This is a genomic window from Porphyromonas sp. C0026D3 (assembly GCF_056590775.1).
Map to the genome: position 1 here is coordinate 50,443 of NZ_JBWPWU010000001.1, position 12,242 is coordinate 62,684.

Sequence of the window (12,242 nt, forward strand, 5' to 3'; positions counted from 1 at the left end):
CGGCAAGAAATACTAGAGAAAGCCCAACTCGAGCAACGCCTCCTCGGACATCATATCCTTGGACCAAACCGGGTCAAAGGTGAGGTGGACTTCAACGCTCTTTACCCCTTTGATGCTCTCAACCTTCATTTGCACATCCTCCAAGATGAAGTCTGCCATCGGGCAGTTGGGAGCGGTGAGAGTCATCGTGATATCCACATGCCCGGTCTCGTGATTGACCTCCACATCGTAGACCAACCCAAGGTCATAGATGTTCACAGGGATTTCAGGATCGTATACAGTGTGTAGGATGGAGACAATGTCCTCCTCTATCTGGAGGAATTCATTCTCTTTTGGGTTATTTTCCATTGTTATTTGTCGTTTTATTCTGTTCTTTCACCCGCTCTTTTAGCTCCTTGATTCCTTTCTGTAGGATCAGGTCCGATGCGCCCGGATCAATACCGTATCCTTGGTTTTGGACGTAGACATCCGGCTCCACTCCCGCCTCGACATACTTGCGATCCCGATTGTAGTTTTTGACTGCCGAGTATCGTATCCTCCAGCCATTCGGCAGCTCTTGAGTGGCCGGCAGTCCGGCTCCTCCGCCACTCCTGATGCCGACTCTGGTCACGTTTGGTGCGCAAGCGATCTTGTACAAAAAGTCGTTGGTGGCACTGTAGCACCCTTTGTCCTGCAAGACAATCACAGGCTTGTCCACCCAAGTGATCGTCTTGTCGGGTTCCACATACAACGCACGCAGCTCCGAGAACTGATTACGACCGGGGCCTACCTTGTGGCTGGTGTAACCAACGAGTGTCTTTTCACTAAAAAAGTAGCTAAGTAGCTTCGTCGTATTTTGGAGCGACCCACCGCCATTTGCTCGAAGATCTAGTATGATGCCGTCTACCGAATTATTCTTGAAGAGACTCAGGATAAGTGGCATGTTGCCTAAGGAGCTGGTGAAGCTACCGTACATAATGTACCCGAACTTCAACTGCTCGGATTTGCTCAGAAAGACATGGTACGCCATACCACCGGATATAAACAGCTTTGTTCCCAGAGTTTTTCGACGTGCATAGATATTCAATCCCTCTGTAGGATCCTGCTTTTCCCATGGACTATACCTCGAAGTGTTGAAGGGGGTGATGAGATTGACATGCCCATCCTTGAGCTTTTCGAGCATCTCTGCCATGATATTAAAGAAAGTAAGGTCGTCTAGCTTCTCGCTCTTGATACGCTTGCTGTATTCGGTATGCACCTGATCCCAGTCCACCTCCTTTTCATCCAAGAAGCAGTAACGCTCATTGATGATCCGCCACAGTGCCTCAAAGTTTTTTTCGTAGTCCGTCACACGTGGCTGGTTGGGGATACAGCCCCATATGCAGGATAGGGACAAAGCAAGCAGGAGTAATACGGAAGTATATTTTTTCATCACTCTATGGATCTTATTACGTTTGTGGAGCGTGCACTCCTGTTTCCGGACAAGGCAAAGGAGTCAAAGGAGATGCCCAAAAGGACGGACCAGTACCCTTGCCGAAAGTTTAGGTGACTAATCATCTGATTCTGGTAGCCATGCTCAGCACCCACACTGACGGTGAGGTTTCGGATCGGAAGCTCCAATAGCAAGCGTTGTCGGAGGCAGCGGTAGTTGGGAAAAGAGGAAAGATGGAGACGAATAGGGGCATTGTTTCCACCGGACGCATAGTCGTAGTAACTCTGGCCATAGTCCGGCTGAAATGCCAGCCCTACCAGTGGAACTTGAAGAGTGTACCCGATAGCTATGGGCATGGCGTCAATAGGTAGGACATACCTGATCCTTGTCCAACCATCCAGTCCGATGCCGGCTTTGATATTCCCTATATTATTGGTGTTGGCCGACTTGAGGTTTCCTTGCGCCTGCAGGGTCAGCATAGGTGCTAAGTCTACTGTCATACCGCGCCAACTACAAGCCCGATAGACCCCGGCAATTGAATAGCGCGCACCCAATAAGTACATGAAGGAGCCATTTCCCTTGTTTTTGGGAAGACCTAAGTGTAGGTTGGCGTCCGTATAGATGTGCCACGCTCCTCCACGTATGGCCGGATAGTCTGTCATGAAGAGGAGCTGAAAGGCATGACCGGTATGGGGGATTTCGCTAAGGTAGGTGTCCAAAACTCCTACCTGTCCTCCACCCATCAGGAGTGTAGTGTGGGTCATCGGAAGTGGATTGGTCGCTTGGTATGGGATCCCTCCGATCCATTCCGTCAGCTTTTGACCAAAGGTCTGTGCAGATACGATGCACGGACCAACACTAAAAATAAGCCCCAGGCATAGGGCCTTACGGAATATCTTCATCTTCTTTTTCTTCGAGATCGTCAAAAGCTAATCTTTTTTGTCCCGTCACCTCCTCAATCAAAGCCAAATCATCCTCCGAATCGTCCAGCGAATCCTGCGAAGGCTCTCCTGCGGGATCCGAGTCTTGATCATCCGGCTCCTTGTGAGATTTGGCGATAGGCTCAAGTTCCTCCACCTCCGCAACATTGTAGTTGCTGATGCGCTTGCCTTTTGCACGAATACTTTTCGTGCCTATAAAGTCGTCGGCATCAATGGTAATAGGCTCTCGTTGCTCATCAGAACCGCCAAAGCGGACTTCAAACTGGGGAAAACGCTCATCGGTCAAGTAAATGAGTTCGTTGGCATCTTCCTGCATAAGGTTCTCGCGGTTGACATTTTCCTCTATCGGGAAGCGCTTGATATAGGTATAACCGGCCTCTTTGTCAAAGTAGACTGCCGTCCAGATCTTTTGAGGGTCATATTTTTCGATCTGGTAGACAGTCCGCTCAAAGTGAGTGGTGTCGCTGTAGTTGGTGGTATATACTGTGCCATCCTCCAGGATGACAAGCACTCTATCCTCCCCCTTGAATTCTCCCAAGTACTCTCCACGATCATCGTAGTTGATCCGATACACATCCCAATCAAACCAAACCTTACGTCCCCCCAGAGTACTTCCGCCTTGCTCCTTGAGCGTGATTTTGAATACACTCCCCTTGGTCAATATATTTCCCTTGGATCCTCGTCCCTTGATCAGGACTTCGGCAAAGTCTTTTTCAAAAACGAGCTTTCGTTGCCGGTGTCCTCTCACCTTTCCGGGACGGAGTACCACCTTTACCATTTCGGCCTCACCGTTGCCATTGGCAGAGAAATAAAGGACCTTGGATCCCGGAGTACCCTGCGTCACATCGTACGCTCTGTCTCGTGTCGCAGTTTTTACATTGAACCGCTTGATGTATGAGGTGCCACTTTTGCCATCCCGATAGACCACATTGTAGATCGTGCGTGCATCATTGCGGATCCACCTTGCCACATGGATGATATTTTTCCCGACAAAGGTCTTTTCTGCAACCTTTAGGATCTGGTAGGTCCCATCCTCCAAAAAGACTATGACGTCATCAATATTTGAAATATCGCATACGTACTCATCCTTTTTCAAGGAGGTCCCGATGAAGCCCTCTTCGCGGTTGACATACAGTTTTTCATTTTTCATGACAACCTTAGCCACCTCGATAACCTCAAAGCTCTGAACGCTTGTTTTTCTTGGAAAAAGCGGGCCATACTGATCCAATAGGTCTTGATACCACTGTATGGCGACCGAACGCACATCTGCCAGCTTTAGACGAACCTCCTCCATCTCGGACTCAAGTTGGACAATAAGGAGGGAGCTTTTCTCTTCGTTGAACTTGAGTATGCGAGCCATCCGGATATCTAGCAGAACCCTCAGATCATCGTCGGTAACGGGCCTAATCATCGTACATAGGACATCATCAAGACGTGTGCGTATGTGTCGGAGGGCAGTCTGAATATCAGTTGCGTCCTCAAACTCCCTATCCTTATATATCCGACGAACTATGAAAAGTTGCTCCAAAGAGTTTGCAAGATGCTTCTCCTGTAACTCATTGAGCTGAATCTGCAACTCATCATGAATGTACCCCATCGTCCGATCACATCCATCACGCAACACATCACTCACGGACAAAAACTGTGGGGTCTGATCTTTAATCACACAGCAGTTAGGAGAGATACTCACTTCGCAGTCGGTGACAGCGTATAGAGCATCTATCATCTTGTCCGAGGACGTTCCTGGGGGGAGGTGAATTTCGATATTGGCTGTTGCAGCGGTTTTATCCTCAATCTTTTTCAACTTGATCCGGCCACTGTCATTGGCCTTCAAGATGGACTCGATGAGTGAGGTAGTTGTCCTAGAAAACGGCACTTCCGTGATAGCAATGACCCTGGAGTCTCGTTTTTCGATTTTGGCACGCACTTTTACCTGCCCTCCACGCTCACCATCGTTGTAGCGTCCTATGTCGATCAGGCCACCTGTGGGAAAGTCGGGATAAAGTGTAAAGTCCTCACCACGCAGATACTTCACACAGGCCTCCAAAAGCTCGGATACATTGTGTGGCAGGATCTTACACGACAGACCTACAGCGATACCCTCCGCGCCCTGAGCCAAGAGCAACGGGAACTTCACCGGCAATGCCACGGGTTCTATATTTACGCCATCATACGATGGCATATACTCCGTAATCTTGGGGCTAAAAAGGACTTGCTTGGCCAGCGACATCAGTCGAGCCTCTATGTATCGAGGAGCTGCCGCGCCATCTCCGGTAAGAATATTTCCCCAGTTTCCTTGCGTATCGATCAGTAGCTCTCTTTGTCCCAGCTGAACCAGCGCATCACCAATGCTGGCATCACCGTGAGGATGCAGCTGCATCACCTGACCAACGATATTTGCCACCTTCGTAAGGCGGTCACCCATACCGGACATGGTATAGAGGATCCTTCTCTGGACGGGTTTGAGCCCATCAGAAATGTGGGGAACAGCACGCTCCAATATGACATAAGAAGCATACGACAAAAACCACGAGCGGTACATACCACTCAAGATGTACCCCCCCTTTGCATCTCGATTGGAGGCATGAGGGATCTCCTCTGATGGTTTCACTTGATTTTCTTCGTCAATGTATTGATCCTTATCCTCGTCCTTCATTGGATGTTCTTGTTGGTAAAAACAGCTCCGCTACCCAGCAAAAGCGCAACGGTAGCCTACAAACCTACTCAAAAACGAGCACTCATCAAAAGCCAAATCAGCCACTGGTCTCCTGTAACAGTGGGCTTCTTTATTCATTTTCTCAGGGTAGAAGAGAAGTCCACACGGTTTTCGATACTTCGGCCCAAAGTAACCTCATCGGCATACTCCAGCTCATCACCTATGGACACACCTCGCGCAATAACGGTGACTCGGACATTGAGAGGCTCGAGCAACTTATAGACATAAAAATTGGTCGTATCCCCCTCCATAGTCGTACTCAGGGCCAACAACACTTCGGTCACCCCCTCCTCCTGCACTCTTTTGGGAAGATCATCCAAGAAAAGGTCACTCGCTCGAACTCCATCCATGGGCGAAACAAGCCCTCCCAGCACGTGATATCTACCTCTATAGAGCCCGGTACGTTCTATGGCCAACACCTCACGGATGCTCTCCACGACACAGAGGATGCTATCATCCCTTTGAGGATCCTTACAGATACTGCAAATATGATCATCGGAGATAGTGTGGCACTTTTCACAAAAGTGGATCTCATCAACAAAGGCGTTTAGATCAGCTGTAAACTGGTGTGTGAAATCCTTGTCTTGTCGGAGCAAAAAGAGCGCCAGGCGCATAGCGCTCTTGCGACCAACTCCCGGTAGTCCCGAGAAAGCATCCACGGCCTTCTGCAACAGTCGAGAATAGCTACCAAGACTCATAGATCATCGAAGTGCTTGCGACGTAGGACAAAATCTCTTCCCAAGTATTTTTCTCGTACGATCTCATTATCTGCCAACTCCTCAGCCCTGCCCTGAAAGAGCACTTTCCCTTCAAAAAGGAGATACGCTCGATCGGTGATGGAGAGAGTTTCATTGACATTGTGGTCGGTAATCAGTATGCCTATGTTTTGTCGCTTGAGCTTTGCCACTATAGACTGTATATCCTGTACTGCTATGGGGTCCACACCGGCAAAGGGCTCATCCAGCATGATAAACTTTGGATCAATCGCAAGGCATCGGGCTATCTCTGCGCGCCTACGTTCGCCACCACTCAGTCTCTCACCTAGGTTTCTACGCACTTTTTCCAAGCCAAATTCATCGATCAACTGCTCCAGCTTATTGATCTGGGCCTCACGAGTCATTCCGGTCATTTCCAATACAGACAGGATATTGTCCTCCACTGACATCTTGCGAAATATTGACTCCTCTTGTGCCAAGTAGCCTATTCCTAGGCGAGCACGCTTGTAGATTGGCTCATTGGTAATCTCTCGATCATCGAGAAAAATCCGACCATTATTTGGTGTAACCAATCCGACTGTCATGTAGAATGTAGTCGTTTTGCCCGCACCATTCGGTCCCAATAGTCCCACGATCTCTCCTTGGGAGACATCAATGGAGACATGATTGACGACAGTCCTATTTTTGTATTTCTTTACGAGGTCTTCAGTTCTTAGCTTCATGGAGTACTATCGCATACAAAAGTGAGATACGGATCACATTGACTCAAGGATTTGCTCCAAGTAGTCTAGGAGTTCCTCTCGCCCACTTTTCTTGGCGGACGAGGTTATAAAATACGGTGGAAGCTCCTCCCAGGTCTCACTTAGTTTATTCATATAATCTTGGACTTTGATTTTTGCGGCTGTGGCGGAAAGTTTATCCGATTTGGTAAAAACAAGCGCAAAAGGAACCCCTGCCACCCCCATTTTGTTGATAAAGTCCAAGTCTATCCGAAGGGGGTCATGCCTAATATCCAGAAGAATAAAAAGGCACGCCATTTCATTACGCTTTTCGGTATAGTCCGCAATCATTCGAGTCAGGTCACGCTGGACTGGCTTCGGAACTTTCGCAAAACCATATCCGGGCAAGTCGACAATATAAAATTGGTCATTCACCAAAAAGTGATTGATAAGCTGTGTTTTACCGGGCGTCTGAGATGTTTTGGCAAGAGTCCCCTTTTGTAGCAACATATTGATCAGAGAAGACTTCCCTACATTAGATCGACCAATAAACGCAAACTCTGCCCGACCATCTGATGGGCATTGCTCTAGCACAGAGCTACTTTTGTAAAATACAGCTGTACGAATATCCATTACTTTACTCTTTAGTGTTCAGACTGAAAAAACTCCTTACATCATGTCCCAACCTCTCAACTGACCCGGTAATGTCGTTGAAAAAATCAAATATATTTCTGGCTCTGTCACTATCCTTTCCGGCACACACAGTCAGGCTATTGGGCACCACCTCTATTTCCAAGTTGGTCACTGCTCCTCTTGGCTCTCCATCAATGTGGTACAATGCGGGCTCATAGGTTGATATTTTGATTCTCTTCCCGCGATACATCTTGGTGTATTCATTGTCCGACAGATCTCCGGAGAAAAGTTGATAGGCTATCCGTCCTCCCTCTACTTTCGGGAAATTTTTGATGATCGTCACATCCAGCACTCCATCTCTCATACTTGCATTTGGTGCTATGAATGCATTGTTGCCATATTGGCTGGCATTAGCCACAGTTACGAGGAACGCTCGTGCACTCTTTTCCACCCCATCGATATTGATCAGTACGTCTGCTGGCTGATAGCCAAAGTAGGAGTTGACCGAGTCGGCCACATAATTGGCTATGCCACGCCTTTCCGAGCTTGCAAAGTCATCGGACACCTTTCCATCAAATCCTATTCCACAAGTCGTAAAGAACGGCTCTCCATTCGCCACACATGTATCGATGCGCACTTGGTCGTTGCGCAACAAAACCTCCAATGCCTTATCCATAGACATTGGGATGCACAATTCACGTGCCAAACCATTTCCGGATCCCCGCGGAAGGATACCAAGTGGCTTCGAAGTCCCTCTGAGAGCTTCACCGACCTCATTCACTGTACCATCACCACCACATGCCACCACCACATCATAGTCTTGATCAAGTGCGGCTTGGGCCAACTCAAATCCATGCCCGGCATATTCCGTGAGACGTGGTTCGACAGAGTGCCCTGCCTGCTGGATGGCATCTACGATTTTCTCCACACTCCTATACGAAAATCGCCTAGGGCCGGAGTTGGGGTTGACTATCAGCAAATACTTCATCCTACTGCTCCATTGTTTAGCTAAAAAGTGACACCACCTTTCTGTTTAGTTTCGACCACGTTCTTCTCTTCCACTTGTATATCTATCGACAAGCGGATTGGAGGTAAGTTCCGCGTGCAGAGCTCTATTTCTCAAGATATCTATAGCCTCAAAAATTGATGCCCTGAACGAAGCTGGATCAGCAATACCCTTTCCGGCTATATCATACGCAGTACCATGGTCGGGGGAGGTCCTGAGTATTGGCAGTCCGGAGGTAACATTGACTCCACCACTCATTCCGAGGAGTTTGAATGGGATCAGCCCCTGATCGTGATACATCGACACAATGGCATCAAAGCGACGGTATGCTCCACTACCCCACAGTCCATCACTGGCATATGGTCCAAAGACAAGCATCCCATTTTCAAACAACCGCTGGATGACCGGCGCGATCACTCGCTCCTCTTCTCTTCCCAAAAGTCCATTTTCGCCGGCATGGGGATTGAGCCCCACTACGGCTATCCGTGGTTTCTGAATACAGAAGTCCACACTCAATGCTGTCTCCAGTCTCAAGAGATAGTCCTCTAGGAGCTCCTCCGTAATTGTCTCAGGCACCATTCGCAGGGGGAGGTGCGTAGTCACAAGTCCGACCACCGGCAGTCCCGCCATCCGAAACAGCATTAGAGGACGAGCTTCCGGAAATGGTGCCGCAAAATACTCCGTGTGCCCGGGATATTCAAAGTCTCGACTCCTAGCCATGTCCTTGTTGATAGGAGCCGTGACTACTGCATCTATACGACCGGCCATCACATCCTCCCTTGCCCTCTGTAGGGCAAGGACGGCCAGAGCACCGGCGGCTTGTGTGGGCACACCCGGGGTCACCTCCGGGACAGCACCATTTGTTGAAAGCGAGACAAGATTGAGAGTACCGGAAGTCGCCTCACCGGCATTGCCGACAACCCTCATTTTTACGGGAAGGTCAATCGACAATAGGTTCTCATAGTACTCCAGTATCTCCTGTACACCATACACCACCGGTATAAAATGCTCCAGCATCCGTTCATCGGACAGTGTCCTGAGTAACACTTCATAGCCCACGCCATTGTAGTCACCGTGGGTGATACCTATCTTGAATACGTTGTTCCTCATCATTCTTCTTCGGGAAAAGTATGGGTGTCAAAATCTGATCCGACCGGACGCAAAGTGAAAAGTGCCGCCTCATTGAGCAACATCAGGTTTCGCTTTTTCGTAGCCGGTGCATAGACCAGTGCCTCGGCGACTACCACTCGCTTTTGAGAGGCATCAAGCATCGCATGCAGGACAAAAGGACCACCCATCATATCATTGACCATTGCCCACAAGCCTCTGATCTCTGCTCGATAGCCCCCCTTATACTCAAATCCACGAAAGGCAGGTGGCACACGCTTCTCCGTGGTGATATAGGATCCATCGTACTGTCCCGTAACATTTTGCGCCAAAACAGAGTCCCGCTTATGGATAAGGTAGTCAAGAGTAAATGTGTTTTCGTCCGAGTATGGAAAAGTGTAGACGAGGAAGTCTAGACGACGCTTGCCATCCATATTGGAGGCCCACACAAAGTCCTCTCCCTCATGGCTGTACTTCATCTCCACCGGTACATTCACCGTATACCCTTGAATCTTCTGCTCCACCAGCCCGGCAAAAGGGCTCGAGTAAGTTTGCTTCAAGACAGACTCCCACCGCTTGATCTCCTCTTCATAGATATACTTGCTCAGCTGTGCACCGCGCACGCGTAGGAGCCGATAAAAAGAGTCTAGGCTCTCCGACTTGGCATGGATCAATAATTGTCCATCAGCGTACTGATCACGGACGATACTCACCGATGGCTGGGTGTACCTTTTGGGGTCAATACTGACAAAGAGGATGTTGCGCAACGATCGGAACATTGCTGAAAAGTTGCCGGCAGTAGTATACATCAAGTCCTGCATCGGCTCCTTCTGTGGCAAAACAAAGACGGGGCGCGCAAAGGCACCGGCGATACTGTCTCTGATTGCACCGCTATCCATGCCGTCAGGCAACACCACCATCAGAGAAGATGGTGCCCCCGTAGCTCCGAGAGGATTCTTTTTTTGTTTTTCTCCACATCCCCAAAACAACGACAACCCGAGCAAAAGACAGAGTATGCCTACATTTTTCCTCATCATACAATCTATTTTTGCACAATATATATACTTCATACAAATGTACCGAAACTTCCCAAAACAAAAGAGAGAAACAAGGAGAGTGCAACTCTCCTATCTCTCCTGTCTCAAAACCGGACTGACCGAAGGCTAGAAAGAAAGGGTGTGCCAAAACCGCAGTTTTGACACACCCCCTAGCTTGGATTGAGTCACCCAATTAGCTTGGCTTATTTCTCATTTTTTGCAACCGCAGGCTTTACCTTCATCAGCTCGCACTCAAATATGAGGGTCTGATAGCCGCCATCACGATTCAGAGGACGAGGGCCATAGGCCAGCTCAGCCGGGATCCATAGAGTGAACTTGCTTCCCTCCTTCATCAGTTGCAGTCCCTCAGTCCATCCGGGGATTACACCATTGAGGGGGAACTCAGCCGGTTCGCCACGATCATACGAGGAGTCAAACACCTCACCGCTCAGGAGTGTACCCTTGTAGTTTACCACCACGGTATCGGTTGCGCTTGGGATCACACCGGTTCCCTCCTCAGTCACTTTGTACTGAAGGCCACTGGCTGTGGTCTGGACGCCTTCTTTGGTCTTGTTTTCCTCCAAAAACTTCTCACCCTTGGTGCGGTTTTCTTCATCCTGCTTTTGCTGAGCCTTCATGAAATAAGACTGCAAAAATGCTTGAGCGTCTCTGGGATGCATCACGGATGTATCACCTTTGACACCATCACGAAGTGCTGCGACAATCATATCCAGATCCAGCTTGTCACCGGGGAGGTTTGCAATCCCCTCACCCATGCCAAATCCATTGACCATACCTACTGCATAGGCGGCACTGTCGGCACTTGTTTTGAGTTTGGATGTACCCGTCTTGCCTCCACATGAGCTCAAGATCATCACACCCAGAGAAGTGGCTGTAGCAGCCAATAGTGTTAGTCCTATTTTCTTCATAGTTCTGTTTTTATTAGTTGTTATTAGTTGTTTTTATTCTATCCCGAGGAGCTCAATATCAAAGACTAGAGTGCTATAGGGCTCAATAGCCTGACCTGCGCCATGTTCGCCATAGGCATATTGGTAGGGAATGACCACGCGCCACTTATCACCCACGCTCATCAGTTGGAGCACTTCCTGCCAGCCTTTAATTACCCCATTGACCGGAAACGTGGCCGGCTCTCCTCGCTTGATAGAGCTATCAAATACCGTGCCATTGATGAGCGAACCTTCATAGTGGCACTTCACGGTGTCATTGGCGGTGGGCTTGGGACCATTGCCATGCTTGAGTACACTATATTGTACACCCGACGCCAGAGTCGTCACCCCCTCACGTTGTCCATTGATCATCTGGTACTCCGCTCCGGCCGCACGGTTATTCTCATAGCGATCCTCCTGTAGTTGTGCGAAGTACTCGTTTACGACCTGCTTGGCATCATCGTAGCTTATCTCCGGCTCTTCATCATTCAGCACACTATTGAGGGCGCGGACAAAGTCCTCGGTATTCAACTCATGAATACCTGCGTTGCGGAAGTTGTTGCCGATACTCAGACCGAGTGCGTAGCTTACTTTATTCATCGTTATTATTGGGTATTTTAAATTAACCTTGCAAAGGTAGCAAAATTTAGCAAGCTTTCTATCTTAGGGGTGTTGCACGAAATGCTCATCTCGCACATTTATCATAATTTCCCCAAAAAAACGACTGAGGAGCACCTATTTTGTGGTCCAAATCCACGTCCTTACAAACAACAGAAAACCAACTGGTTACAAGAGGCTGTTTTTTTTAACGGATAGAAGCGATCTGTTTCACGGATAGAAGCGATCACCTAGACGGATAGAAGCGATCACCTAGACGGATAGAAGATTTTTTTTGCACCCATATTTAGTGTTTTAGAAAAAAGGAATGGCCGAAAAAAAATACGATTGTTTTCAGCCAAAAGTCTTTGAGAGATAAAACCAGCACGCACCACTGGCCGAAAAGGCAAAG

The 12,242-nt window shown here is 48.6% G+C and carries 12 protein-coding genes; all 12 read right to left on the reverse strand.

All coding sequences use genetic code 11. The features are described from left to right. Positions 1–12: 12 nt before the first annotated feature. The 12 genes from AC1EK1_RS00215 to bamJ (AC1EK1_RS00270) all read right to left on the reverse strand — a co-directional run bounded on the left by AC1EK1_RS00215 (position 13) and on the right by bamJ (AC1EK1_RS00270) (position 11,833). Positions 13–348, reverse strand: a complete 336-nt coding sequence (locus tag AC1EK1_RS00215) for a metal-sulfur cluster assembly factor (protein ID WP_480305028.1) — start codon at positions 346–348, stop codon at positions 13–15. Further along, a complete protein-coding gene (locus tag AC1EK1_RS00220; RefSeq protein WP_480305029.1) occupies positions 338–1,411 on the reverse strand; it encodes a S41 family peptidase in 1,074 nt (357 codons plus the stop codon). Before AC1EK1_RS00220 ends, AC1EK1_RS00215 begins: the two co-directional genes overlap by 11 nt. Then, entirely contained in the window at positions 1,411–2,313 is a 903-nt protein-coding gene (locus tag AC1EK1_RS00225) for a hypothetical protein (RefSeq protein WP_480305031.1), read from the reverse strand. Before AC1EK1_RS00225 ends, AC1EK1_RS00220 begins: the two co-directional genes overlap by 1 nt. Continuing rightward, complete coding sequence (locus AC1EK1_RS00230; protein ID WP_480305033.1) at positions 2,297–5,008, reverse strand: DNA gyrase/topoisomerase IV subunit A; 2,712 nt, start codon at positions 5,006–5,008, stop codon at positions 2,297–2,299. Before AC1EK1_RS00230 ends, AC1EK1_RS00225 begins: the two co-directional genes overlap by 17 nt. A gap of 134 nt (positions 5,009–5,142) precedes the next feature. Continuing rightward, positions 5,143–5,766, reverse strand: coding sequence for a recombination mediator RecR (recR, locus tag AC1EK1_RS00235; RefSeq protein WP_480305035.1), 624 nt, complete (start codon positions 5,764–5,766; stop codon positions 5,143–5,145). Then, positions 5,763–6,506 carry an LPS export ABC transporter ATP-binding protein gene (gene lptB / locus AC1EK1_RS00240; RefSeq protein ID WP_480305036.1) on the reverse strand — a complete coding sequence of 248 codons (744 nt, stop codon included), beginning with the start codon at positions 6,504–6,506 and terminating at the stop codon, positions 5,763–5,765. Before lptB ends, recR begins: the two co-directional genes overlap by 4 nt. Positions 6,507–6,539: 33 nt before the next feature. Beyond that, positions 6,540–7,136, reverse strand: coding sequence for a ribosome biogenesis GTP-binding protein YihA/YsxC (gene yihA, locus AC1EK1_RS00245; RefSeq protein WP_480305038.1), 597 nt, complete (start codon positions 7,134–7,136; stop codon positions 6,540–6,542). 4 nt (positions 7,137–7,140) lie between these two features. Further along, on the reverse strand, positions 7,141–8,124 hold the full coding sequence (locus tag AC1EK1_RS00250) for a diacylglycerol/lipid kinase family protein (RefSeq protein ID WP_480305040.1): 984 nt from the start codon (positions 8,122–8,124) through the stop codon (positions 7,141–7,143). Positions 8,125–8,169: 45 nt separating this feature from the next. Continuing rightward, on the reverse strand, positions 8,170–9,255 hold the full coding sequence (pdxA, locus tag AC1EK1_RS00255; RefSeq protein WP_480305041.1) for a 4-hydroxythreonine-4-phosphate dehydrogenase PdxA: 1,086 nt from the start codon (positions 9,253–9,255) through the stop codon (positions 8,170–8,172). Next, complete coding sequence (locus AC1EK1_RS00260) at positions 9,252–10,286, reverse strand: DUF4837 family protein (RefSeq protein ID WP_480305042.1); 1,035 nt, start codon at positions 10,284–10,286, stop codon at positions 9,252–9,254. Before AC1EK1_RS00260 ends, pdxA begins: the two co-directional genes overlap by 4 nt. Before the next feature lie 203 nt (positions 10,287–10,489). Then, the gene (gene bamJ, locus AC1EK1_RS00265; RefSeq protein ID WP_480305043.1) at positions 10,490–11,215 is read right to left on the reverse strand and encodes a BamJ family beta-barrel-assembly machinery protein; all 726 of its coding nucleotides are present in this window, start codon (positions 11,213–11,215) and stop codon (positions 10,490–10,492) included. Between the two features lie 33 nt (positions 11,216–11,248). Continuing rightward, positions 11,249–11,833, reverse strand: a complete 585-nt coding sequence (gene bamJ / locus AC1EK1_RS00270; RefSeq protein WP_480305045.1) for a BamJ family beta-barrel-assembly machinery protein — start codon at positions 11,831–11,833, stop codon at positions 11,249–11,251. Positions 11,834–12,242: the final 409 nt, after the last annotated feature.

Coding starts and splice junctions, on each gene's coding strand:
- lptB (WP_480305036.1), bottom strand. CDS start 6,506: ATGAAGCTAAGAACTGAAGACCTCGTAAAGAAATACAAAAATAGGACT.
- recR (WP_480305035.1), bottom strand. CDS start 5,766: ATGAGTCTTGGTAGCTATTCTCGACTGTTGCAGAAGGCCGTGGATGCT.
- bamJ (WP_480305045.1), bottom strand. CDS start 11,833: ATGAATAAAGTAAGCTACGCACTCGGTCTGAGTATCGGCAACAACTTC.
- pdxA (WP_480305041.1), bottom strand. CDS start 9,255: ATGATGAGGAACAACGTATTCAAGATAGGTATCACCCACGGTGACTAC.
- AC1EK1_RS00220 (WP_480305029.1), bottom strand. CDS start 1,411: ATGAAAAAATATACTTCCGTATTACTCCTGCTTGCTTTGTCCCTATCC.
- AC1EK1_RS00250 (WP_480305040.1), bottom strand. CDS start 8,124: ATGAAGTATTTGCTGATAGTCAACCCCAACTCCGGCCCTAGGCGATTT.
- bamJ (WP_480305043.1), bottom strand. CDS start 11,215: ATGAAGAAAATAGGACTAACACTATTGGCTGCTACAGCCACTTCTCTG.
- AC1EK1_RS00225 (WP_480305031.1), bottom strand. CDS start 2,313: ATGAAGATATTCCGTAAGGCCCTATGCCTGGGGCTTATTTTTAGTGTT.
- AC1EK1_RS00260 (WP_480305042.1), bottom strand. CDS start 10,286: ATGATGAGGAAAAATGTAGGCATACTCTGTCTTTTGCTCGGGTTGTCG.
- AC1EK1_RS00230 (WP_480305033.1), bottom strand. CDS start 5,008: ATGAAGGACGAGGATAAGGATCAATACATTGACGAAGAAAATCAAGTG.
- AC1EK1_RS00215 (WP_480305028.1), bottom strand. CDS start 348: ATGGAAAATAACCCAAAAGAGAATGAATTCCTCCAGATAGAGGAGGAC.
- yihA (WP_480305038.1), bottom strand. CDS start 7,136: ATGGATATTCGTACAGCTGTATTTTACAAAAGTAGCTCTGTGCTAGAG.